Consider the following 22,475-nt stretch of genomic DNA (forward strand, 5'->3'; position numbering starts at 1 on the left):
ACGGCTACGCTTCGCCGTCGGCGACGAGTTCCCGGTAGGACTGCTCGAACCAGCCGATGCGTTCCTCGAGCGCGGCGAGGTAAGGCGGCCTTTCGATCTGGTGTGCGACCTGCTGGATGCCCTCGCAGATCTGGTTGTCTTCCCGCATGACGCGGCGGGCATAATAGCGGACCAGGGGCCGACGGACCGGTTCGCTGAGATGGCGCCACCAGCGCGACGGCCAGGCACCTTCGATTGGAAAGGGAGCGGGGTAGACCCAGGCACGCAGCAACGACCGGTCGTGCGACACGGGAACGAATTGCTGGATGCAGCACTGGAAGATGTCGCCGTCCGACCGGAACAGCGCCACGAGGAAGTTCGGCAGGATCTGCAGGATGCAGTAGCAGGTCGGCCGGAACGAGCCATCGGCGCAGGCTGCCGATATCTCCTCGAAGATCTTCGGGCGGTTGCTGTTGATCAGCGCGCTGTGGGTCCCGAAGCGGGCATAGCTCAGATTCTCACGGTTGAGATACCCGCTCTTTCCAAAGGTCGTCGGATGGACCGCGACCGTATGATAGTCGTCGAAGGTGATCTGCAGGCCGAGCTTCCAGTTGGCCTTGAGCGAATGCGCGAGAACGAGCGGCTTGTGATCCGTCTGCGACAGAGCCTCCAGGATCGGGAAGCCGGGGCCGAGGAACGCGTCCAGGGACTCCTGCTTCGCCAGAGAGGGGAAGCGCCCGAAGATCAGGGTGCCGCAGATCGCGACCTCGATCGGCAGGAGATGCGCTCCCAGCGCCCGCGACACGGTGCCGAACTGCTGCAGGCACTTCGGAATGCCGATGGCGTTTCCGTCATCATCGTAGCGCCAGTGATGGAAGCCGCAGACGATCGGACCGTTGCCCTTGTCCCGGGTTCGCAGCGGATAGAAACGATGGGCGCAGATGTTTTCGAAGCCCTTCAGCTCCGCGCCGAACCGCTGTACGAAGACCGAGCGGGTCGCCAGCGACGCGCGGAACCAGTCGCCATCGTGCGCGACGTCCCCTGTGAAGCCAAGGAACGTCCACGCATGGCTGAGGCAGCGCTGCTCGTGGGCGAACGCCTGCGGATCGGTCAGGGTTTGTGCCCAGTCTGAAGCGAAGACGGAGTCACCTCGAAGCGCCATTGTGCCGACCTCGTCGGGATGGATCGCGAGCTGATCGTCTTCAGGCTGACATCTCCCAGCCGCCGCGTCCACCCGCCCTTCAGTAAGGGATTCGCCTCATTGGAGCGCGCCACTCCAGTGGCGCTCATGCCTCGCTAATTTACGAAAGCTTGAGCGCCACTGGAGTGGCGCGCTCCAATGGGACCCGCTTCGTCTCGTTCTAGAACTTCACCTGTCCGGATTTGCCGGCGGCGTTCTTCAGGACGAGCGTGACGGCGGCGCCGGCGGGGAGGGCGGTCTTGGCTTCGCCCTTCAGCGCAGTGCCGCCCGAGGCGGCGAGCTGCACGGTTTCGCGGGTATTGCCCGACACGATCAGCACCGAGCCGGAGAAACCCTTGGCCGAGGTAGGCTTGTTGCTCTCGTCGAGGATGTTGACGGTGACGGTGTTGCCCGACACGACCAGCTCGGCGTGGATGCCGGCCACGTCCTGCACGGGCCCGCCGTTCGGTCCCTTGACGTTGCCATGGCTGTGCTGAGCCATCGCGATGCCGGCCCACAGGATCGAAAAAGCGATGATCAGTATCTTCTTCACGGGGTCTCTCCTTGCTGTTGAACGGGAATGCGGTCGCGATGGAACAGCGCGTAGAGCGCCGGCAGCACGACCAGGGTGAGGAGGGTCGACGAGATGATTCCGCCGATCACGACGGTGGCGAGCGGCCGCTGCACCTCGGCGCCGGCGCCGGTCGCGATCGCCATCGGCACGAAGCCCAGCGAGGCGACCAGCGCCGTCATCAGCACCGGCCGCAATCGCTTCATCGCGCCCGTTCGCACGGCCTGGTCCACGCTCATGCCGTCGGCGCGCAGGCGCTGGATGAACGAGATGATCACCAGCCCGTTCAGCACGGCGACGCCGCTGAGCGCGATGAAGCCGACCCCGGCGCTGATCGACAGCGGGATGTCGCGCAGCACGAGGGCCGCGATGCCGCCGGTCAGCGCCAGCGGCACGCCGCTGAAGACCAGGGTCGCGTCGGCCATCGAACCCAGGCTCATGCACAGCAGCACGAAGATCAGCAGCAGCGCCACCGGCACCACGATCGCCAGCCGCTGCGAGGCGGCGACGAGCTGCTCGAACTGGCCACCCCAGCCGATCCAGTAGCCGGCCGGCAGCTTCACCTGCTCCGTCACCTGGCGCTGCACTTCGCTCACGAAGGAGCCGAGGTCGCGGTCGCGCACGTTGGCGCTGACGACCACCCGGCGCTTGCCGTTCTCGCGGCTGATCTGGTTGGGACCGGGCGCCGTCTCGATCTCCGCCACCGCCGACAGCGGCACGTAGGGCGCGGCGGCACCGCTGCCGGTCTGCACGATGGCGCGCCGGCCGGTGTCACCCGCCGTCACCGCCGCCTGAGGCACGGGAATGGGCAGCGACGCCAGCGCATCGAGGTCGACGCGCAGATGCTCGGGCAGGCGCACCACGATGTCGAAGCGCCGGTCGCCCTCGAAGACCAGGCCGGCTTCCTTGCCGCCGACCGCGATCTCGACCACTTCCTGTAGATCGGCGAGGGTGATGCCGTAGCGCGCCAGAGCGGCGCGGTTTGGCTTTACCGTCAGCACCGGCAGGCCGCTCACCTGCTCGGTGCGCACATCGGCAGCACCGGGCACGCGCTGCACCACCGACTGAACCTTGGTCGCAACGGCGAGCAACGTGTCGAGATCGTCGCCGAATATCTTGATGCCGAGATCGCTGCGCACACCGGAGATCAGCTCGTTGAAGCGCATCTGGATCGGCTGAGTGAACTCGTAATTGTTGCCCGGCACCTCCGCGACGCGCTTCTCGATCGCCGCGACCAGGTCGGCCTTGGGCCGGTTGGGATCGGGCCACTGGCTGCGCGGCTTCAGCAGGATGAAGGTGTCGGCGACATTGGGCGGCATCGGATCGGTGGCGACCTCCGCCGTGCCGATCTTGCCCGCCACTTCCTTCACCTCGGGGAATTCGAGTACGGCCTTCTCGACGGCTTCCTGCATCTGCACCGACTGGCTGAGGCTGGTGCCGGGGATGCGCATCGCATGCATGGCGATGTCGCCCTCGTCGAGCGAGGGGATGAACTCGCCGCCCATGCGCGAGGCCGCCACGCCGCTCACCGCAACGAGGAGGAGGGCCAGCCCGATCACGACGAATCGCAAGCGGATCGCCTGGTCGAGCACTGGCGCGTAGAGCCGCAGCGCCCCGCGCATGAACAGGTTCTCCTTCTCCGCTACCTTTCCGGTGACCAGGAGCGCCACCGCCGCCGGCACCAGGGTCATCGAGGCTATGGCCGCGCCGGTGAGCGCCAGCAGGACGGTGAGCGCCATCGGCGTGAACATCTTCCCTTCGACGCCGGTGAGCGTGAGGATCGGCAGGTAGACGACGCCGATGATCAGGGTGCCAAAGAGGCTCGGCTTGATGACCTCGCCGGCGCCCGTGAGGATCGTGGCGAAGCGTTCCTGGCGGGTGAGAACGCGGCCGCGCCGGTGCTGCTCCTCCGCGAGCAGGCGCAGGCAGTTCTCGACCACGATCACCGCGCCGTCGACGATGATGCCGAAGTCGATGGCGCCGAGGCTCATCAGGTTGGCGCTGATATGGTTCTCCACCATGCCGGTGATGGTGAAGAGCATCGACAACGGGATGACGCAGGCTGTGACGAAGGCCGCCCGGAAGTTTCCCAGGATCAGGAACAGCACGACCACGACCAGCAGCGCGCCTTCCAGCAGGTTCTTCTCGACCGTCCAGATCGTGGCCTCGACCAGCTTGGTGCGGTCATAGAAGGCGCGCGCCACGACACCCTCGGGCAGCGAACGCTCGACCTCGGCGAGGCGCGCCGCAACGCGCTGCGCCGCCGTGCGGCTGTTCTCGCCGATCAGCAGCATGGCGGTGCCGATCACGGCTTCCTTGCCGTCGACCGTCGCGGCGCCCGTGCGCAGCTCCGGCCCTTCCTTGACCTCGGCGATGTCGCCGATGCGGATCGGCACGCCGCCGCGCGAGCCCACGACAATGTTGCGGATGCCTTCGATATCGTCGACCTGGCCCGGCGTGCGCACCAGATACTGCTCGCCGTTGCGCTCGATATAGCCCGCGCCGACATTGGCGTTGTGCGTGGCCAGTGCCGCCATCACCTCGCGGAAGGTGAGCTTGTAGGCCATCAGCTTCGCGGGCTCGGGCAGGACGTGGAACTGCCGCTCGAAGCCGCCGATCGTGTTGACCTCGACGATGCCCGGCACGGTGCGCAGCTGCGGCTTGATGATCCAGTCCTGGATGGTGCGCAGCTCGGTTGCCGAATAGGGCGTGCCGTCCGGTTTCTTGGCGCCGGGCCTGGCCTCGACGGAATACATGTAGATCTCGCCGAGGCCGGTCGAGACCGGTCCCATTGAGGTCTCGACACCGGGCGGCAGCTTGTCCTTGGCCTGCTGGATGCGCTCGTTCACGAGCTGGCGGGCGAAGTAGATGTCGGTCCCGTCCTTGAACACGACCGTGACCTGGCTGAGGCCGTAACGCGACAGCGAGCGCGTATAGTCGAGCTTCGGCAGGCCGCCCATCGCCGTTTCCAGCGGGAAGGTGATGCGCTGCTCGACCTCCAGCGGCGAGTAGCCCGGCGCCACACTGTTGACCTGCACCTGCACGTTGGTGATGTCGGGCACCGCATCGATCGGCAGCCGCGTGAAGTTCCAGGCGCCGAGCGCGCCGACGGCGATGGCGGCGAAGATCACCAGCCAGCGGTTCTGGATGGAGAAAGCCAGGATGCGGTCGATCATGGCGCGCATCCCGTGTGGAACTTTAAGGGTCCCTCGCTACGCTCGGGATGACGCGGTGTGTGCACTACGGAAGAGGGTGTCATCCTGAGCGAAGCGAAGGATCCTTCCTCTTCCCTCAAGACGGTGCGGAAGGGCTCAATGCTCATGCGCCGCTCCCGCCTTGCCGAACTCGGCCTTGATGACGAAGCTGTTCTTCGCGGCGTAGGTGTCGCCGGCCAGCACGCCGAAGATCACCTCGACCCAGTCGGCGTCGCGACCGCCCAGCTCGACCTCGCGGGCGGCGAAGGTCTCGCCCTCGCGCACGAAGACCACGGTCTTGCCTTCCATCGTCTGCAGCGCGCTGGTGCGGATCGCGGCATCGACCGGCTTGGCCGACAGCAGCACCCGGCCGTCGACGAACAGGCCCGGCCGCAGCCGGTTGTCGCCATTCTTCACGACGGCTCGCGCGATCGAGGTCTGGGTGTCGGTCGCGCCGAGTGGCGACAGATAGTCGATGCGCGCCTCGATCGGTGGCCCGCCGTCGCCGACATCGATGGTGACGGCATCGCCCGCGCGCACGCGGCCGAAGTCGCGGCGGAACACCGCGAAGTCGATCCACATGGTGGAGAGATCGGCGATGGTGAAGAGGGGCTTCGCCTCCGAGGCGAACTCGCCCAGGGTGCCGTCGCGATCGATGACCGTGCCGTCGATCGGCGCTTTCAGCTCGTAGCTGGTCAGGCTCTGGTTGCTCTCGACCGTCGCCAGCACCTCGTCCTTCTTCACCTTGTCACCCAGCCGCTTGCGCATGCTGCGGATCACGCCAGGGAAGCGCGGCGTCACCTTCACCAGCGTTTCCTGGTTGGGCTGGATGATGCCGTTGAGGCGCAACATGTCGCGCAGCTCGCGCGGTCCGGCCTGCAGCAATTCAATGCCGGCCGCCGCGACCTGCGCGTCGGTGAGCGTCACGCCCTCGTCGTGCGCGTGGCCGCCTTTCTCCTCGCCGTGGCCATGTCCGCCCTTGGCCGGCGCGGCCGTCTTGGCGAAGCGGGGATCGAAAGCGTAGTAGGCGGCTGCCGCGACCGCGCCTGCGCAGACCAGCGCGATGGCGAGATATCTCAGGAACTTCATCATTTCGCCCTCGCCAGCTGAACGGGACTGCCGGTCAGCCCCTCGATGGTGGCGATCGAGGTGTGGAAGCTCGCCAGCGCCTCATGCTCCTGCAACTCGGCGTCGGCCACGGTCCGGTAAGCGTCGAGGATCTCGAGCAGCGTATAGCGGCCCTGGCCGTAGCCTGCTTCGATGGTCGACAGCGACGCGCGCGCCGCCGGCAGCACCGTCCGACGTAGCAGGTCGACCTGGACCAGCGCGCCGGTCGCCGTGTCGTGCGCCTTGCCGACGATGGCGATCAGGGTCAGCCGGTTCACCGCCTTCTCGGCGTCGGTCTTCTGCGCGGCTTCCTGGGCCTCGCGGATGGCGCCGGTGTTTCGGTCGATGACGTTGATCGGCACGGAAACGCCGACCCGCAATGCGTTCTGGCTGGACTCCGCATAATGGCGCCACGCCACGCTGGCGGTGATGTCGGGCAGCGGTTTCAGTCGCGCCGATAGGAGCTCAGCATCGCGCCGGGCGCGGACGGCCGTCCAGCGCATGAGCTGCGGATTGTCCTCGATGGCCTTGATGGCATTGTCGAGCGGCGCCGGCCGCGCGATGCGCCCGAAGTCGCCGGCGACGGCGGCGAAGTTCGGCTTGTCGAGGCCCATCAGCGCCGTGAGTTCGCGCCGCGCGACGTTCAGCGCGATCCGCGCGCGCTCGCGGTCGAGCCGCACCATGCCGGCGGCGGCCTGTGTGCGCGACACTTCGGACGGTGAGGAGGCGCCGGCCTCGACCCGCTTCTGCATCTGCGGCACCAGTCTTTCGAGGGCCACCGCATGGCGCTCCTGCAGCGCGATCTTGCGTTCCAGAGACAGCGCCTCGACGAAGGCGATGGCGGTCTCCGACAGCAGCTCCAGCCGGGTGGCCTCGCGCTCCCAGCGCATCGTGTCGTAGTCACCCAGCGCCGCCTGGACGCGGGCGTTGCGCTTGCCGCCCAGCTCGAAGAGCTGGCTGATCTGCAGCGTGTATTCGGCGCCGCTGGTGATGCCGTTCTGGCCATAGGCGAAGTTGTCGACCTCGACGCCGACGGTCGGATTGGGAAGCGCGCCTGCCTGCTCGCGCCTTCCGTCCGCCATGTTGATGGTGCGGTCGGCAACCGACAGGCGCGGATTGCTTGAAATCACGGTGCGCAGGGCCTGCGGCAGCGACAGCGCGCCCGTGCGCTGCGCCTGTGCCGAGGCTTGGCTCGTTTGAGCCATCGACGGATGCGCCACGACGACGGCAAGCGTCGCGCAGAGCCAGAGACGGGGAGGCATGAGAAGACCCGATCGCAGGAACGAAGACGACCCGAAGCGCTCAGGCTTCAGGCGGACGACGTGAGGCGATCAGGCTCTGGGAGGCGGCGGGGAGAGAGACGTCTGGAAGGAGACGAGGTCACGGACCGGCGCAAACTGCACGGCGACCTTGCCGAGCGGCGCGTCCGCCACGGCCAGCAGCGACGGTAGCGAGACCGTGGCGCAGACATGACATTTTTCGGCCGAGGACAGGCCGGCTTCGTCCTGCGGCCCATCGTTCGCTGCGGCGGCAAAGATCGCCGTCGGCGTTTCTGCGCTTGCAGTGGCGATGCCGCAGACATGGAACGTCGTGACGAAGGCAACCGCCAGCGCGCAGAACAGCCGAAAGAGTCGGGAGGGAAGGCGACGCGTCACGGCGCGGAGTGAACAACACGTGGTCGCTTCGGTCAACGAAGAGTGGATCGGCAAAATGCCGCTGGGGCGATGGCCATTGCATGTTACCTTCCACGCACTCGGGAGATACAAGATGACGTCCTCCGTTCTTTGGCGCGTTGCCCGCACGGCAGGACTCTTGCTGCTCCTCATGCTGGCCGGCATCGTGGCCTATCTCTGCTTCTGGCCGATCCCCGCGGAGCCGGTGGCGTGGCAGGCCCTCGTGCCGCCGGGCTATGTCGGCGCCCACGCATCCAACACGCGCCTCTCCGGGCTGAACACCATTCCGCTCGGCCAGGAATACGGGCCCGAGCATCTCGCCCTGGGGCCGGACGGCAAGCTCTACGCCGCGATGAGCAGCGGCAGCCTGGTGCGCATGAATCCCGACGGCAGCGACCAACAGGTCTTCGCCAACACCGGTGGCCGCGTGCTGGGCTTCGCGTTCGATGCCCAGGGCAACCTGATCGCCGCCGATGCCATCAAGGGGCTGATGCTCGTCAGCCCGGACGGCAAGGTGAGCCTGCTGGTCGACAAGGTGGGACCCGATGATCCCGTCGGTTATGCCGACGCCGTCGTCGTGGCGCCCGACGGCACGATCTATTTCACCGACGCCTCGACGCGCTTCCTGCCTGCCAAGTGGGGCGGCACCTATGAAGCCAGCGTGCTCGACATCCTGGAGCAGGCGGCGAGCGGCCGCGTGCTGGCCTACGATCCCCGGACGAAGAAGGTGCGCATCGTGGCGCGCGGCCTGTCCTTCGCCAACGGCATTGCGCTGGGCAACGACGGGCACACGCTGTTCGTCGCGGAGACGGGCCGTTACCGTATCTGGAAGATCGACGGCCGCGCCAACGATGTGGACGTGTCGAGCGGCTCGCCGCAGGCCCGCATCCTGCTCGATAACCTGCCGGGCTATCCGGACAATCTGATGCGCGGGCGCGACGGCCGCATCTGGGTTGGCCTGTTCAAGCCGCGCAATCCCGCCGCCGACAGCCTCGCGCAGCGGCCGTTTCTGCGCAAGGTGCTGCTGCGCCTGCCACGCTCCTGGCTGCCGCTCGGCAAGTCCTACGGCCATGTCTTCGCCATCGACGAGGACGGCCGCGTCGTCGAGGACCTGCAGGACCCCGCGGCGGCCTATCCCGAGACGACCGGCGTGACCGAGACCGCCGATCGTCGGTACATCCATAGCCTGCATGCACACGCGATCGGCTGGCTGCCGACGCCGCAGAAGGAAGCGACGCTTGAGGATATCTATATCCTGCGCAGCATCCGCGAGCGCCACGAGCCCACCGCGGAGGCTTGCGCCGCGGCGAAGACCGGCTTCGAACCCTTCCCGGCGGATGCCGAGCGCTTTTTCTCCTTCTGGAGCCTTCGTCTGCAGGCCGAGGACGGCAAGGTGGCCGATGCCAAGGCCATGCGCGTCGCCGAGCTGCGCGGTTGCTTCGGCCCAACCGAGGATCGCGCGCGGCAGAACTTCTATGCTGAGGTGAAGCTCGGCACGATGACCTTCCAGGGCAAGGGCGAATGCCTCGCCCTGATGATCGATTTCCCCGAGCCCGGCCTGTTTCCGGTGCGCTGCCACCTCGCGCTGAGCGGCCTGCCGACGCCCTATGTCGGCGGCCTGCTCACGACTAACACCTTGACCAGCAAGGCGGCTTTCGGCGGCGAGACCGATCCGCCCGGCTACACGCAAGCTTCCATCGCCACGATCCGCCTGTGGAAGGCGAAGCAGTAACTATTCAGGGAAGGGACTGACATGAGCAACGACAACAATCCGAGCGATCCTGATCGCCGCGACGCGCTGCGCACCGCGGGCGCCGCGATGCTCGTGGGCGTGGCGGCAACGGGGCTCGCGGCAACGGCGGCGGCGCAGGAGCCGCAGCGCATCCGCGGGCTGGGTGCTCGCCTGCAGGGCGTGCAGCATTTCGGCCTCACGGTCCAGAACATGGAGCGTGCCTACGAGTTCTACACCGAGGTGCTGGGCGGCACCGAGGTGATGCGCGACGGCGACTTCCAGGGCGAGCGCATACACAACACGCTGCTGACCGACCAGGACGTCGAGGCCAAGGTGCGCGGCGTCAATCCCGCGACCATCGGCGTGCCCGACCTGCGCGGCGGCGCGCAACGATTGGATGTGCGCTTCATCCAGTTCGACAATGTCGTGCTTGAGCTGCTGCAGTATCGCGACGCCGCCCAGCCGATGGGCGGCCCTAAAAGCTTCGCCGAGCCGCTCGATCATATGAGCCCGGCCTTTCCGCGCATGATGCACATCTGCTTCCACATCCGCGACGATGTCGACTTCAACACCTTCATCCGCGACCTCGAGGCGGAGTCTGCCAAGCGTGGCATGACACATGTGCGCGCCAACCGCGTGATCACCGTCGGCACCGAGGCCGAGCGCAAGGCCGCGCCCCTCGACGCCAACAGCAACCCGATCACCGAGGGCAAGTCGAACGGCTGGCGCCTGATCTACTGCAAGGGCCCCGAAGGCGAGCAGCTCGAATTCGTGCAGGCGCTGGGTCCGGTGAAGCAGGTTTTCGACGGCGCCCTCGACGCCCGCCGCAAGCTGGTGGCGGCGACGCCGCGGTAGGTTCTAGAATAACCGTGTAGCGGAGCATGGGAGGCGTAGCGTGACCCCGGACGAACAGGATCACTGGCTCGACAAGGTGCTGGGCGACAATCTGATGACCGGCACCTTGCGGATGTTCCTGCTGCTGGCGCTGATCTCTGTCGTGGGCGGCGGCAGCTTCTGGCTGCTGAGCCGCTGAGGCCGGCGTGTGGCTTCGATCGAAGCGGTGGACTAGGCTTCGACCTGCATCGCAGGGGGAGCCGGTTGGAGTTCTTTGCGCATCTACCGTCGCTGACGGCGTTCGCGCTGACGCTGATGCTCACCCTCGTGCTGCCCGGCCTGATGGAGCGCCTGCGGCTGCCGGGTCCGGTCGGATACATCCTGGCCGGCATCATCCTCGGTCCGCAGGTTCTGGCCGTCCTCAATCCCGACGGCAAGATCGTCCAGTTCTTTGCCGATATCGGCAAGCTCCTGCTGATGTTCTTCGCCGGCTTCGAAGTCGACATCGAGCAATTCAACCGGGCGCGCCGCAAGGCGGCGAGGTTCGGCCTCGCGACCTTCAGCCTGCCGTTCCTGCTGGGCGCCGGTGTCGGCTGGGCGATGGGCTATCCAGCCAATGCCTGTGCCGTGATCGGCGCGGTGCTGGCCTCGCATACGCTGCTCGGCCTGCCGCTGGTGAAAGCGGCGAACCTCATGGGGCGCGAGCCGGTCGTGGTGACGGTCGGCGCCACCGTCTTCACGGACCTGCTGTCGATCTTCGTGCTGGCAATCTGCCTGCCCATCCACGTTTCGGGCTTCGATCCCGCGCAGGTACTGATGGAACTCCTGTGGCTTGCCGTCTACGTGCCGGCAGTGCTGATCGGTCTGAGCTGGCTCGCGGCGCTGATGCTGAGGACGATGGGTGGCAGCAAGGTCAATCGAGCGCTGATCATGCTCGTCGTGATGGCGATCGCGGCGCAGGGAGCCGAGCTGATCAATCTCGAAGGCATCATCGGCGCCTTTTTGGCGGGCGTGGCGCTTAAAAAGGCATTCGGCAAGACGCCGGTCGACGATTCGCTCGAGGTGATGAGCCAGACCCTGTTCATCCCGATCTTCTTCGTGGCCGCGGGCTTCCTCGTCGACTTCAAGGTCTTCTTCGGCACCCTGCGCGATCAACCGCTGCTCGTGCTGGGCATCCTCGTCGCCCTGTTCGGCGGGAAGTTCCTGGCGTCGGAGATCGTTGGCCGCCGTCTGGGCTATGCCAGTTGGGATCGTCTGCTCATGTACGGACTCACTATCCCGCAGGTGGCCGCGACGCTTGCCGTGGCGCTGGTTGCCTATTCGACGAAGAATGCCGCGGGTCAGCGACTGATCGACGAGCCGGTGCTCAACGCCACCGTCGTCCTGGTCATCCTGTCGTCGGTGCTCGGCCTCGTCCTCGCGGGGCGGGCGACGGCACGTCTCAAGGCCATGGCTTAGCGCGCGTTGCAGCTAAGCAGTGTTTGGGAATGGACGGCCGGCCGGTTTTCTGTCCAGCATATGACCAATAGCGTTGGCTTCAGATGTAGCGTGCACCACACCGGGAGGACATCATGAGCGACGACAAGCACGACAAATCGAACGGTTCGAATCGGCGCAGCCTGTTGCTGGGCGGCACGGCCCTTTCGGTGCTGGGAACGGTCGGGCTCGGTGGTCCGCAGATTGCGCAAGCGCAACCACAACCGGCGCCGCAACCTCCCGGCGGCCGCAAGCCCAACATCCTGGTGATCTTCGGCGACGATATCGGCGTGCCCCAGATCAGCGCCTACACGATGGGCATGATGGGCTATCGCACGCCCAACATCGATCGCATCGCCGCCGAAGGCGCGATCTTCACCGATTCGTACGGTCAGCAGAGCTGCACCGCCGGCCGCGCCTCGTTCATCCTGGGCGAGGAACCATTCCGCACCGGCCTGCTCACCATCGGCATGCCGGGCGATCCGCACGGCATCCAGGCGTGGATGCCGACCATCGCCGATGTGATGAAAGTGCAGGGCTATGCGACGGGCCAGTTCGGCAAGAACCATCTCGGCGACCGCGACGAGCACCTGCCGACCAATCATGGCTTCGACGAGTTCTTCGGCAACCTCTACCACCTCAACGCCGAGGAGGAGCCGGAAGGCTATTTCTATCCGAAGGATCCGGAGTTCCGGAAGAAGTACGGGCCGCGCGGTGTCCTGAAGACGTCGGCCGACGGCAAGATCCAGGATACGGGACCGCTTAACACCAAGCGCATGGAGACGATCGACGAGGAGTTCCTGGCCGGCGCCAAGGATTTCATCGATCGCCAGGTCAAGGCGGACAAGCCATTCTTCTGCTGGTTCAACTCGACGCGCATGCATGTCTTCACCCATCTCAAGAAGGAATCGCAGGGCAAGACGGGCAAAGGCATCCACGCCGACGGCATGGTCGAGCACGACGCCATGGTAGGCGAGTTGCTGAAGCTGCTCGACGACCTCAAGATCGCCGACAACACCATCGTCCTCTACACGACGGACAACGGTGCCGAGATCGCGCTGTGGCCGGATGGCGCCATGACCATGTTTCACGGCGAGAAGGGCACCACCTGGGAGGGCGGCTTCCGCATCCCGATGATGGTGCGCTGGCCCGGCGTCATCAAGCCGGGCACCCAGGTCAACGATATCATCTCGCTGCTCGACTGGTTCCCGACGCTGTGTGCCGCGGCGGGTGAGCCCGATATCGTGGGGAAGATGAAGGCGGGCTATCAGGCCGGCAGCAAGACCTTCAAGGTCCATCTCGACGGCTACAACTTCATGCCCTTCTTCAAGGGCGAGGTGAAGGAGGGGCCGCGCGACGCGATCTATTACTTCGATCAGGGCGGCAATCTGAATGCCGTGCGCTGGAACGACTGGAAGGTGAGCTTTGCCATCGCATCCGAAGGCAACATCGCGACAGCGCTGCGCGAGACGCCGTCATGGGCATTGATCGCCAACCTGCGCATGGATCCCTATGAGCGTGGCATGAAAGAGGGAGGCGGTGCGATGGATTTCCTGGCTCGCCAGATGTGGCTGCTCGTCCCGATCCAGGGGAAGATCAAGGAACTCTTTGCCGACTTTGAGCAGTATCCTTACCAGCTTGGCAGTACGCTCAATGCCTCCGGTATCAATTACGGCCTGCTGCAGCAACAGCAAGCCCTGAAGAGGCTGAAGGACGTCGAGAATTTGCGCCCGCGGTAGGGCGCCTCGATCTTCCCTTGACCGAGGAGCATGACATGGCAAGCAACAAGACATCCCGGCGCAATATTCTCCTCGGCGGTACGGCCCTGGCCGTCCTGGCCTCCACCGGCCTCAAGCCCGTGCAGGCGCAGCAGGCCCAGGGAGCGCCCGCGGCTGGGCGCAAGCCCAATATCCTCGTCATCTTCGGCGACGACATTGGCTTTTGGAATCTGAGCATCTGGAACCGCGGAATGCAGGGCTTCAAGACGCCCAATATCGACCGCATTGGCAACGAAGGCGCCGTGCTGACGACCTACTACGGCCAGCAGAGCTGCACCGCCGGCCGCGCCGCCTTCATCACCGGCCAGTGCCCGTTCCGCACCGGCCTCACCAAGGTCGGCCTGCCGGGCGCGACGGTCGGCCTGCAGAAGGAAGATCCGACCATCGCCGAGATGTTGAAGCCGCTCGGCTATATGTGCGGCCAGTTCGGCAAGAACCATCTCGGCGATCGCGACGAGTTCCTGCCGACCGCGCACGGCTTCGACGAGTTCTTCGGCAACCTCTATCACCTCAATGCCGAGGAGGAGCCGGAGAATTCCGACTATCCGAAGGATCCCGAGTTCCGCAAGAAGTTCGGTCCGCGCGGCGTCCTGAAGACCTCGGCCGACGGCAAGATCGAGGACACCGGCCCCCTCACCAAGAAGCGCATGGAGACGGTCGACGAGGAGTTCCTGTCCGGCGCCAAGGATTTCATGGAGCGCCAGGTCAAAGCCGACCGGCCGTTCTTCTGCTGGTTCAACTCGACACGGATGCACATCTTCACGCATCTCAAGCCAGCTTCGGATGGCAAAACCGGGCTCGGCCTGCAGGCCGACGGCATGGTCGAACATGACGGCCAGGTTGGCGACCTGCTGAAGTTCCTCGAGGACCAGAAGATCGCCGACAATACGCTTGTGATCTATACGACCGACAACGGGGCCATGAAGAGCATGTGGCCCGACGGCGGCATGTCGCCCTTCCGCTCGGAGAAGGACACCAATTGGGAAGGCGCGGTGCGCGTACCCTGCGTCGTGCGCTGGCCCGGAATCATCAAGCCGGGGACGAACATCAATGGCCTGTTCTCCGCCGAGGACTGGCTGCCGACGATCGTTGCCGCCGCCGGCGGCGATCCCGACGTCAAGACCAAGCTGCTCAATGGCCTGCAGGTCGGACCCAAGACCTTCAAGGTCCATCTCGACGGCTACAATCAGTTGCCGGTGCTGAAGGGCGAGACCGAAGTGTCGCCGCGCAAGGAGTTCGTCTATTTCAGCGACGATGGCGAGCTGATGGCCTATCGCGACGAGCGATTCAAATACAACTTCATCGCGCAGTTCGCCAAGGGCATCGAGGTCTGGAAGATGCCGCCGACCAACATGCGCGTGCCGGTCGTGGTCGACCTGATGTCTGATCCGTTCGAATACGCCTTCGATGGCTCGGCCTACTACGAATCGTGGATGATGCCGCGCGCTTACCTGCTGCTGCCGGCCTCGGCCAAGGTCGCGGCCTATATGGCAAGCTACAAGGACTTCCCACCGCGCCAGCGGCCGGCCTCCTTCTCGATCGATCAGGTAATGGAGAAGGTCAATGCGTCGATGAAGGCCAAATAGCCCGTTTACAGGTCGTCGGTAATGTCCTTGCTCGACATCTTCGCCTGGATCGTTCTCGCCGTCCTGGCGGCGAGCGCGGTCGCGATCGTCTGGATCGCGGGATCGCTGCCGGGACGCATTGCGCGCTCGCGGCACCACCCCTGGGCGGAGGCGGTCGGACTCGCGGGTTGGGTGACACTGTTCCTTGGCTTCGCACTGTGGCCGGTCGTGCTGATTTGGGCCTATGTCGACGTCCCGCGGGACCGGCGCTGAGGAGCGGCGATGATTGTCGCGATCTTCAACGTCTACCTCGTCCTGCTCTTTGCGCTGGTGAAGCTCGGCATCGTCCGCTTCACCCTGTTCTGGAAGGTCTCGCCGGCCATCGTGCTGGGGCTGCTGCTGTTCGGCCTGTTCATTCCGATGGGATGGGGCGCGCCCAGCGGGCCCGCGCTGCTGATCCGGCCGTCGGTCGCGATCGTGCCCGACGTTGCGGGCGAGGTTATCGAGGTCTCAGCGACTCCCAACCGTGCGCTCAAGTCCGGCGACGTGCTTTTCCGCATCGATCCCGTGCCGTTCCAGTCTCAGGTCGACGCGCTCGCTGCCCAGCTCAAGTTCGAGGAACTCCGACTCTCCCAGATGGGTGAGCTGGAGCGGACTCAGGCGGGCCGTCTGTTCGACGTGCAGCAGCGTCAGGCGAGCGTCGACCAGCTCCGGGCGCAGCTCGAAGGCGCCAAGTGGAACCTCGACAAGACGGTGGTGCGGGCGCCGGCCGAGGGCTACGTGACCAATGTCGCGCTGCGCAAGGGCGCGAGGGTGGCCAGCCTGCCGCTGGCGCCGGTCATGGCGTTCATCGACACGACCGATACGTCGATCGGCGTCGAGATCGCCCAGAACGATGCCCGGTTCATTGCGCCCGGTCAGGCGGTCGAGGTCACCTTCAAGCTGCTGCCCGGCGAGATCCATGCCGGCAAGGTGGTGGAGGTGCTGCAGGCGGTGTCGACCGGGCAGGTGCAGGTGTCCGGTCTCGCCATTGCGCCGTCGGCCATCCAGGCGACGCCCTTCGTCGTGAAGATCGCCCTCGACGATGCGGCACTGACGCGGCGACTGCCGGCTGGTTCCACGGGAACGGCCGCTATCTTCACCGACCGCATGACAACGACCCATGTGATCCGCAAGGTCCTGCTGCGCCAGATCGCGATCCTGAACTACGTCCTTCCTTTCTGAGGTCACTCGCCGATGTCCGCACGTGAACAGATCGGGGAAATCCAGCGACGGGTGAATGCCTCCGTTATCGGCCAGGCCCGGGTCGTGGAGCGCCTGGTGATCGCGTTGCTGGCCAACGGCAACGTGCTGGTCGAGAGTCTTCCGGGCCTCGCCAAGACACGCGCCATCAAGAGCCTCTCACGGGCGCTAGAGTCGGATTTCAGCCGCATCCAGTTCACGCCCGACCTGCTGCCCTCGGACGTGACCGGCGGCGAGATCTATCTCAGCCAGGGAGCCGGGGCCGGCACCTTCCAGTTCCGCCAGGGACCGGTGTTCGGCAACCTCGTCCTGGCGGACGAGATCAACCGCGCGCCGGCCAAGGTTCAGTCCGCTCTGCTGGAGGCGATGGAGGAGCGCCAGGTCACGGTCTCCGGCAAGCGTTATAAGTTGCCCGACCTCTTCATGGTGCTGGCGACTCAGAACCCGATCGAGCAGGAGGGCACCTATCCTTTGCCCGAGGCGCAGATGGACAGGTTCCTGATGCACATCCGCATCGACTATCCGAGCGACGCCGACGAAATGAAAGTCCTGCAGCTCGTGCGGGGCGAGGAAACGCAGGGCGCGCATGAAAGGCCGCCGGCGCCCGTCCCGCAGAAGACGATCTTCGACGCGCGCGGCGAGATCGATGCGGTGAAGAGCGTCGCCGCTGTCGAGGCCTATATCGTGGCGCTGGTCGCGGCGACGCGGCGGCCCGCCGAGTTCGGCGACAGGCTCAAGGACTGGATCGCCATCGGCGCCAGCCCGCGCGGCTCGCTGGCGCTCGACAAATGCAGCCGCGTGCATGCCTGGCTGCACGGCCGCGACCATGTCCTGCCGACCGACGTGCAGGCCGTCGCCCATGATTGCCTGCGCCATCGCCTGACGCTCACCTACGAAGCGAGCGCCGAGGGCGTGGGCAAGGACGGCGTGATCGACGAGATCCTGAAGCAGGTGGCCGTGGCGGCCTGAAGGAGGAGTCGGCGGATGAGCCCGGCGCGCGCCCATGTGACCCTCGACGAGCTGTTGCGACTGCGCCATCGCGCGCGCGGCTTCAGCTTCCTGCCGCGCCAGCCTGTCCATTCGCTGCTCACGGGACGGCACGCCTCGCGGCTGCGCGGCCGCGGCCTCGATTTCGAGGAGTTGCGCCATTACTTCGAGGGCGACGACACCCGCACCATCGACTGGGCGGCGACGGCGCGGCGTGGCAGCCCGCAGGTCCGCGTCTACACCGAGGAGCGTGACCGCCCGGTGCTGCTGCTGGTCGACCAGCGGCAGTCGATGTTCTTCGGCAGCCGACGCGCCATGAAGTCCGTCGTTGCGGCGGAGGCAGCCGCGCTCTCGGCGTTCCGCGTCGCCTCGCTGGGCGATCGCGTCGGCACCATCGTCTTTTCCGAAGCAGGCGGCGTGGTGCAGATCCGGCCCGAGGCGCGCGATGCCGGCGTGCGCCGCATCCTGGGCGAGATCGTGCGGCAGAACCGGCTGCTGACAGCCACCGCTGCACGGCCGGACGGAACGAACCTGCTCAACGAGGCGCTCCGCCGCGCCGCGCAACTTGCCCATCATGACTGGCTGGTCTGCCTGATCTCCGACCATGACGGCGCCGATGCCGAAAGCGCCAAATTGGTCACCCGGCTCACAGCGCATAATGACGTGCTCGCTGTCTTCGTCAGCGATCCCCTGGAAGACGAGCTGCCCGACATCGGCCGCGCCGTGATGAGCGACGGCGAGAGGCAGATCGAAGCCGATCTTTCCAGCCGCGACCTGCGGCAGCGGCACGCGCGCGCTTTCGCCGAACGCCGTGATCGGGCGGGACGCTTCTCGCTCGACCACGACATCCCGGTCCTGCCCCTCACGACCGGACGCGACGTTGCCGAACAGCTTCGCGAACTGCTCGGGCGGCGCCTTCAGCGCAAGGCTGCGTGAGCGCGCGATGAGCGATCCCGCCGACCTCTCCAATCTGCGTGACATCGTCCTGCCGCCCGAGGTGGCGTCGTGGCCGCCGGCACCGGGCTGGTGGATCGTGGGCGCGGCGCTCATCGCCGCTGCCGCGATCCTCAGTGCGGCTGCAGTCGCACGTTATCGCGGCAACCTCTACCGGCGCGTCGCACTGGAAGAGCTGGAGCGCGCAGCACCGCAGGACATCTCATCGATCCTGAAACGCGCGGCCTTGGTCGCATGGCCGCGCGGCGAGGTCGCGTCGCTGACGGGCGCCGGCTGGCTGGCCTTCCTCGACCGGACGGGTCGCACCGACGCCTTTTCGCGCGGTGGCGGTCGTGACATCGAGGCATTGGCTTATGGCGGTGCCGGTGATGCGAGTGCTGCCCGAGCGGCGGCGCGCGACTGGCTGCGGCGGCATCGATGCTGACCTTCGCCCATCCCTGGCTGGCGCTGCTGCTGCCGCTTCCGCTCCTGGTCTGGTGGCTGCTGCCAGCGCATCGGGAGAGCCATCGCGGCGTGAAGGTGCCGTTCTTTGCCTCCATCGTCGCGCTGACCGGCGTGCAGCCGCAGGAGGGCGTCGTGGTCGGCCGCCGCGGAGGCTGGCGCACCGCGACCCTCGCCGGCTGTTGGCTGCTCACGCTCACTGCGCTGATGCGGCCGCAATGGCTCGAGCCGCCGGTGCATCACGAGAAGCCCGCGCGGGACCTGCTGCTGCTCGTCGACCTGTCGGGATCGATGGATACCAAGGACTTCACGGATGCCACGGGCGTGACGGTGAATCGGCTGACGGCGGTGAAGCAGGTGCTGGACGAGTTCCTGGCCAAGCGGCAGGGCGATCGGGTCGGAGTCGTCGTGTTCGGCAACGCAGCCTTCACGCTGGTGCCCTTCACGACCGACCTCAAGCTCGCGCGGACGCTGGTGCAGGAGATGCAGGTGGGCATGGCCGGCCCACGCACGGTGCTGGGCGATGCGATCGGGCTCGGCGTCAACCAGTTCGCCCGGTCGACGGCGCCCGCGAAGACGATGATCGCGCTCACCGACGGCAACGACACGGCGAGCAGCGTGCCGCCCGCGGAGGCCGCGCGGGTCGCGCGCGACAGGAAGATCGTGATCCACACGGTGGCCATCGGCGATCCCAAGGCGGCGGGCGAGGAGAAGCTCGATGAGGCAACGCTCCGGGACGTGGCGTCCACCACCGGCGGCGGCTTCTATCGCGCGCTCGACCGGGCGGCCCTGTCCGGCATCTACGCGCGCCTCGACCAGATCGAGACGCGCAAGGTCGATATCGTGACCTACCAGCCGCGCCGGGACCTGTTCTGGCTGCCGCTGCTGTTGGCGGCGGCACTGTCGATGCTAGCACAGGGGCTCGCCCTTGTTCGTTGGCCACGCTGGCGAAACTCCAAGGTCGCGACGTCATGACGACGTTCGTCGAGAACTTCCATTTCCTGCGGCCGTGGGCACTGATGCTCGTGCTGCCGGCCGTCGCCCTGTGGTGGGGACACGGGCAGGCGGCCGACACGACGCGACGCTGGCGCAAGGTCATCGAGCCCGACCTGCTGAAGCACCTCGTCGTTGGCGGCTATACAAGGCGGTTCCTGCGGCCGCACGACCTGATGCTCGCCGGCTGGATCGTCGCGACGCTCGCCATCGCCGGGCCGACCTGGCAACGCGATCCGTCGCCCTTCGCCGAGCAGGCGGCGCCGGTGGTGGTCGTGCTGAAGGTCACGCCGTCGATGATGACGCCCGACCTCTCGCCGACGCGCCTCGACCGCGGCCGGCAGAAGATCGCCGATCTCCTGAAGCTGCGCGACGGCATGCCGGCCGGGCTGGTCGCTTACAGTGGCTCGGCGCATCTCGTGCTGCCGCCGACGCCGGATCGTGACGTCGTGGTCGGCATGACGGGCGCGCTCTCGCTGGCGATCATGCCGCGCGAGGGCGATCAACTCGGCCAGGCGGTGAAACTCGCGGCGCAGGTGCTGCGCGACGGCGGGCAGGGCGGTTCGATCCTTGTCGTCGCCGACACGGTGGCGCCCGATCAGGCTGCATCCTTAAAGCAGGTCACAGCGGGCGTGCCGGTCACCTTCCTGGCCGTTGCACCGCCGGCCGCGGTCGACGCCGATGCCGGACTGGCGGCTGCGGTCTCGGCGCTGGGCGCCCACGAAACCACGGCAACGATCGACAATGGCGACGTGACGGCGATCGCGCGCAGGCTGGCCGCGGCACCCGGTGCACCCGTCGCGGCCGGTGAGACCGTGCGCTGGCAGGAGGAGGGCTATTGGCTGGTGCCGCTGATCGCACTCCTCGTCCTGCTGTGGTTCCGCCGCGGCTGGGTGGTCGCATCATGATGCGGACCTCGCACCTCCTGATCCTGACTGCCGCTCTCACGGCAGTCGCGCTCGCCATTGCCGGCTGGTCGGTCGGCTGGCAGGCGCTCTGGGAGACACCGGACCAGCGCGGCCGGCGGCTGATGGCGCGCGGCGACGATGCCGCTGCCGCCAAGGCGTTCGCCGATCCAATGTGGGTTGGCGTCGCGCACTTCCGTGCCGGCGACTTCAAGGCGGCGGCCCAGACTTTTGGCGGCATGGACACGGCGCCGGCGGCTTTCGACCAGGGCAATGCGCTGCTGATGATGGGCAAGTACGACGAGGCGGTCGCGCGCTACGACCGCGCGCTCACGCTGCGGCCGGGATGGCCCGATGCCGAGGCCAACCGCACGCTCGCGCAGCTACGAGCCGAGCGGATCCGTCAGAAGGGCGGCGACGCCGGCGACCAGCGCGAGGGCGCCGACGAGATCGTCTACGACAAGGACCGCAAGAATACCGGTGGCCAGGAAACCGAGGTGGCGGGTGCGCCGATGAGCGACGAAGCCGTGCGTGCGCTGTGGCTGAAGCGGGTCCAGACGCAGCCGGCGGATTTCCTCAGGGCACGCTTTGCCTACCAGCTGCAGAGCGGTGCACCATGAGGGCGTTGCTGTTCCTCGTTGCGTTGATCCTGGCGTTGCCCGCCGGCGCCCAGACCGAGGGCTTGATCGTGCGGTCGACGCTCAAGCCCGACAGCGGCGTCGTGATCGGCCAGCCCGTGCGTCTGCTGGTCGACGTGCTGTTTCCCGGCGACATGCCGCGCCCGCCGAAGGTCGTGGTGCCGGATATGCCGGGCGCGCAACTCGTGCGCTACGAGACGCAGGCCACGGGCATGAACGAGACGATCGACGGCAAGGCCCATACCGGGCAGCGCTTCGAGTTCGCGCTCTATCCGCGCCGCGGTGGCACGCTCACGGTGCCCGCGCCATCCGTCACTCTCCTGAACACGGCCGAAGACGTCGTTGGTACGGTGCAGGGAACGCCGGCCACGCTACAGGTCGCCGTGCCGCCGGGCGTCGATCCGTCACGGCCCTTGATCGCCACCGACAAGCTGACCCTGGAAGAGCGATGGGCGCCATCGCCGACCAGACCCTTCAAGGCGGGCGATGCCATCGTGCGCACGATCGTGCGGACGGCGGCGAACGTTCCCGGCATGGCCATGCTCGATCTCGTGTTCGAGGCACCCTCCGGGGTGCGTGTCTATGTCGAACCGCCGCTGGTCGAGGATCGCGTGGAGCGCGGTGACCTCACCGGCCGGCGCACCGACCGCGCGACCTATGTGTTCGAGGCGGCGGGTTCGTTCGTGCTGCCCGATCTCGCGCAGCCCTGGTGGGATCTCTCCGCAAGCCGCCTGCGTCGCGCCGAGGCAAGCGGCGCCACGGTCGCCGTCGCTGCGCCCGCGATCGTGCCAAAAAGGGCGGCGACCGTCGAAGGATGGATCTTCCTGGCCGTCACCGCGCTCGGCCTCGCCGCATTCGCCCTGTGGGCCGCGCCGAGGATCGCGGCAAGGTGGAGCCAGCGCCGCGCGGTCTGGCTCCAATCGGAGGCCAAGGCTTTCGCCGATCTGCGCGCGGCCGCCCGTACCGGCGATGCGCACAAAACCTATCTCGCCTTCACCACATGGCGCCATCGCCTCGTACGACCGGCCTATGCTGCCTCCCTTGCCGAGGAAATCGAACTCGCCCTGTTCGCCGGCAAGCCCTGGTCGGTCGCACTGGCGGTCGCCTTCGTCGAACACGCCGCGGCGCTTCGACGACCGCACGCGTCTTCGGCCCATGCCGCACTGCTGCCGCCGCTGAATCCCTAGAGCCTCATGATTTGAAAAGGAATCGAAAGGGATGCCTTT

21 protein-coding genes are annotated in these 22,475 nt (G+C 66.7%); 15 read left to right on the forward strand and 6 right to left on the reverse strand.

Features of this window, described 5'->3' with window-relative positions; genetic code table 11:
* Window positions 1–4 precede the first annotated feature (4 nt).
* The 6 genes from AC1ROX_RS10090 to AC1ROX_RS10115 form a co-directional block, all read right to left on the reverse strand.
* Window positions 5–1,141 carry an aromatic ring-hydroxylating oxygenase subunit alpha gene (locus tag AC1ROX_RS10090; RefSeq protein WP_493124979.1) on the reverse strand — a complete coding sequence of 379 codons (1,137 nt, stop codon included), beginning with the start codon at window positions 1,139–1,141 and terminating at the stop codon, window positions 5–7.
* 199 nt (window positions 1,142–1,340) lie between these two features.
* A complete protein-coding gene (locus AC1ROX_RS10095; protein ID WP_493124981.1) occupies window positions 1,341–1,712 on the reverse strand; it encodes a hypothetical protein in 372 nt (123 codons plus the stop codon).
* The gene (locus AC1ROX_RS10100; RefSeq protein ID WP_493124983.1) at window positions 1,709–4,906 is read right to left on the reverse strand and encodes an efflux RND transporter permease subunit; all 3,198 of its coding nucleotides are present in this window, start codon (window positions 4,904–4,906) and stop codon (window positions 1,709–1,711) included. Before AC1ROX_RS10100 ends, AC1ROX_RS10095 begins: the two co-directional genes overlap by 4 nt.
* 135 nt (window positions 4,907–5,041) lie before the next feature.
* On the reverse strand, window positions 5,042–6,016 hold the full coding sequence (gene ihpB, locus AC1ROX_RS10105) for a divalent metal ion exporter adaptor subunit IhpB (RefSeq protein WP_493124985.1): 975 nt from the start codon (window positions 6,014–6,016) through the stop codon (window positions 5,042–5,044).
* The gene (locus AC1ROX_RS10110) at window positions 6,013–7,293 is read right to left on the reverse strand and encodes a TolC family protein (protein WP_493124987.1); all 1,281 of its coding nucleotides are present in this window, start codon (window positions 7,291–7,293) and stop codon (window positions 6,013–6,015) included. Before AC1ROX_RS10110 ends, ihpB begins: the two co-directional genes overlap by 4 nt.
* Window positions 7,294–7,362: 69 nt before the next feature.
* Window positions 7,363–7,722: a hypothetical protein gene (locus AC1ROX_RS10115; protein WP_493124989.1), complete on the reverse strand. Its 360-nt coding sequence runs from the start codon at window positions 7,720–7,722 to the stop codon at window positions 7,363–7,365.
* Window positions 7,723–7,798: 76 nt separating this feature from the next.
* On the opposite strand from AC1ROX_RS10115, the gene AC1ROX_RS10120 reads away from it, so the two are divergent.
* The 15 genes from AC1ROX_RS10120 (at window position 7,799) to AC1ROX_RS10190 (ending at window position 22,436) form a co-directional block, all read left to right on the forward strand.
* Entirely contained in the window at window positions 7,799–9,436 is a 1,638-nt protein-coding gene (locus tag AC1ROX_RS10120; RefSeq protein ID WP_493124990.1) for an SMP-30/gluconolactonase/LRE family protein, read from the forward strand.
* Between the two features lie 21 nt (window positions 9,437–9,457).
* Window positions 9,458–10,291: a VOC family protein gene (locus AC1ROX_RS10125; protein WP_493124991.1), complete on the forward strand. Its 834-nt coding sequence runs from the start codon at window positions 9,458–9,460 to the stop codon at window positions 10,289–10,291.
* Between the two features lie 40 nt (window positions 10,292–10,331).
* Window positions 10,332–10,469: a hypothetical protein gene (locus tag AC1ROX_RS10130; RefSeq protein WP_493124992.1), complete on the forward strand. Its 138-nt coding sequence runs from the start codon at window positions 10,332–10,334 to the stop codon at window positions 10,467–10,469.
* Between the two features lie 65 nt (window positions 10,470–10,534).
* Complete coding sequence (locus AC1ROX_RS10135) at window positions 10,535–11,728, forward strand: cation:proton antiporter (RefSeq protein ID WP_493124993.1); 1,194 nt, start codon at window positions 10,535–10,537, stop codon at window positions 11,726–11,728.
* Window positions 11,729–11,841: 113 nt separating this feature from the next.
* Window positions 11,842–13,485 carry an arylsulfatase gene (locus tag AC1ROX_RS10140; RefSeq protein WP_493124994.1) on the forward strand — a complete coding sequence of 548 codons (1,644 nt, stop codon included), beginning with the start codon at window positions 11,842–11,844 and terminating at the stop codon, window positions 13,483–13,485.
* A 35-nt stretch (window positions 13,486–13,520) separates the two neighbouring features.
* On the forward strand, window positions 13,521–15,110 hold the full coding sequence (locus tag AC1ROX_RS10145) for an arylsulfatase (RefSeq protein ID WP_493124995.1): 1,590 nt from the start codon (window positions 13,521–13,523) through the stop codon (window positions 15,108–15,110).
* 21 nt (window positions 15,111–15,131) lie between these two features.
* Window positions 15,132–15,362: a DUF3302 domain-containing protein gene (locus AC1ROX_RS10150; RefSeq protein ID WP_493124997.1), complete on the forward strand. Its 231-nt coding sequence runs from the start codon at window positions 15,132–15,134 to the stop codon at window positions 15,360–15,362.
* Window positions 15,363–15,371: 9 nt separating this feature from the next.
* Window positions 15,372–16,313 (forward strand): HlyD family secretion protein, encoded by a 942-nt coding sequence (locus AC1ROX_RS10155; RefSeq protein WP_493124999.1) that lies wholly within the window; start codon window positions 15,372–15,374, stop codon window positions 16,311–16,313.
* Window positions 16,314–16,325: 12 nt separating this feature from the next.
* Window positions 16,326–17,300, forward strand: a complete 975-nt coding sequence (locus tag AC1ROX_RS10160; protein WP_493125001.1) for an AAA family ATPase — start codon at window positions 16,326–16,328, stop codon at window positions 17,298–17,300.
* Between the two features lie 15 nt (window positions 17,301–17,315).
* Window positions 17,316–18,254 carry a DUF58 domain-containing protein gene (locus AC1ROX_RS10165; RefSeq protein WP_493125003.1) on the forward strand — a complete coding sequence of 313 codons (939 nt, stop codon included), beginning with the start codon at window positions 17,316–17,318 and terminating at the stop codon, window positions 18,252–18,254.
* Between the two features lie 7 nt (window positions 18,255–18,261).
* Complete coding sequence (locus AC1ROX_RS10170; RefSeq protein WP_493125005.1) at window positions 18,262–18,696, forward strand: DUF4381 domain-containing protein; 435 nt, start codon at window positions 18,262–18,264, stop codon at window positions 18,694–18,696.
* Window positions 18,690–19,688 carry a VWA domain-containing protein gene (locus tag AC1ROX_RS10175; protein ID WP_493125007.1) on the forward strand — a complete coding sequence of 333 codons (999 nt, stop codon included), beginning with the start codon at window positions 18,690–18,692 and terminating at the stop codon, window positions 19,686–19,688. The genes AC1ROX_RS10170 and AC1ROX_RS10175 overlap by 7 nt, the downstream gene beginning before the upstream one ends.
* Window positions 19,685–20,614: a VWA domain-containing protein gene (locus AC1ROX_RS10180; RefSeq protein ID WP_493125009.1), complete on the forward strand. Its 930-nt coding sequence runs from the start codon at window positions 19,685–19,687 to the stop codon at window positions 20,612–20,614. Before AC1ROX_RS10175 ends, AC1ROX_RS10180 begins: the two co-directional genes overlap by 4 nt.
* On the forward strand, window positions 20,611–21,231 hold the full coding sequence (locus AC1ROX_RS10185) for a tetratricopeptide repeat protein (protein ID WP_493125011.1): 621 nt from the start codon (window positions 20,611–20,613) through the stop codon (window positions 21,229–21,231). Before AC1ROX_RS10180 ends, AC1ROX_RS10185 begins: the two co-directional genes overlap by 4 nt.
* Window positions 21,228–22,436 (forward strand): hypothetical protein, encoded by a 1,209-nt coding sequence (locus AC1ROX_RS10190; protein ID WP_493125012.1) that lies wholly within the window; start codon window positions 21,228–21,230, stop codon window positions 22,434–22,436. The genes AC1ROX_RS10185 and AC1ROX_RS10190 overlap by 4 nt, the downstream gene beginning before the upstream one ends.
* Window positions 22,437–22,475: the final 39 nt, after the last annotated feature.

This window comes from Reyranella sp. GW821-FHT14A01 (genome assembly GCF_058803965.1).

Bases quoted from the DNA above. Each gene is read 5' to 3' on its own strand.
- AC1ROX_RS10090 (WP_493124979.1), bottom strand. From the start codon at position 1,141: ATGGCGCTTCGAGGTGACTCCGTCTTCGCTTCAGACTGGGCACAAACC.
- AC1ROX_RS10100 (WP_493124983.1), bottom strand. From the start codon at position 4,906: ATGATCGACCGCATCCTGGCTTTCTCCATCCAGAACCGCTGGCTGGTG.
- ihpB (WP_493124985.1), bottom strand. From the start codon at position 6,016: ATGATGAAGTTCCTGAGATATCTCGCCATCGCGCTGGTCTGCGCAGGC.
- AC1ROX_RS10110 (WP_493124987.1), bottom strand. From the start codon at position 7,293: ATGCCTCCCCGTCTCTGGCTCTGCGCGACGCTTGCCGTCGTCGTGGCG.
- AC1ROX_RS10120 (WP_493124990.1), top strand. From the start codon at position 7,799: ATGACGTCCTCCGTTCTTTGGCGCGTTGCCCGCACGGCAGGACTCTTG.
- AC1ROX_RS10125 (WP_493124991.1), top strand. From the start codon at position 9,458: ATGAGCAACGACAACAATCCGAGCGATCCTGATCGCCGCGACGCGCTG.
- AC1ROX_RS10140 (WP_493124994.1), top strand. From the start codon at position 11,842: ATGAGCGACGACAAGCACGACAAATCGAACGGTTCGAATCGGCGCAGC.
- AC1ROX_RS10145 (WP_493124995.1), top strand. From the start codon at position 13,521: ATGGCAAGCAACAAGACATCCCGGCGCAATATTCTCCTCGGCGGTACG.
- AC1ROX_RS10150 (WP_493124997.1), top strand. From the start codon at position 15,132: ATGTCCTTGCTCGACATCTTCGCCTGGATCGTTCTCGCCGTCCTGGCG.
- AC1ROX_RS10155 (WP_493124999.1), top strand. From the start codon at position 15,372: ATGATTGTCGCGATCTTCAACGTCTACCTCGTCCTGCTCTTTGCGCTG.
- AC1ROX_RS10160 (WP_493125001.1), top strand. From the start codon at position 16,326: ATGTCCGCACGTGAACAGATCGGGGAAATCCAGCGACGGGTGAATGCC.
- AC1ROX_RS10165 (WP_493125003.1), top strand. From the start codon at position 17,316: ATGAGCCCGGCGCGCGCCCATGTGACCCTCGACGAGCTGTTGCGACTG.
- AC1ROX_RS10170 (WP_493125005.1), top strand. From the start codon at position 18,262: ATGAGCGATCCCGCCGACCTCTCCAATCTGCGTGACATCGTCCTGCCG.
- AC1ROX_RS10175 (WP_493125007.1), top strand. From the start codon at position 18,690: ATGCTGACCTTCGCCCATCCCTGGCTGGCGCTGCTGCTGCCGCTTCCG.
- AC1ROX_RS10180 (WP_493125009.1), top strand. From the start codon at position 19,685: ATGACGACGTTCGTCGAGAACTTCCATTTCCTGCGGCCGTGGGCACTG.
- AC1ROX_RS10185 (WP_493125011.1), top strand. From the start codon at position 20,611: ATGATGCGGACCTCGCACCTCCTGATCCTGACTGCCGCTCTCACGGCA.
- AC1ROX_RS10190 (WP_493125012.1), top strand. From the start codon at position 21,228: ATGAGGGCGTTGCTGTTCCTCGTTGCGTTGATCCTGGCGTTGCCCGCC.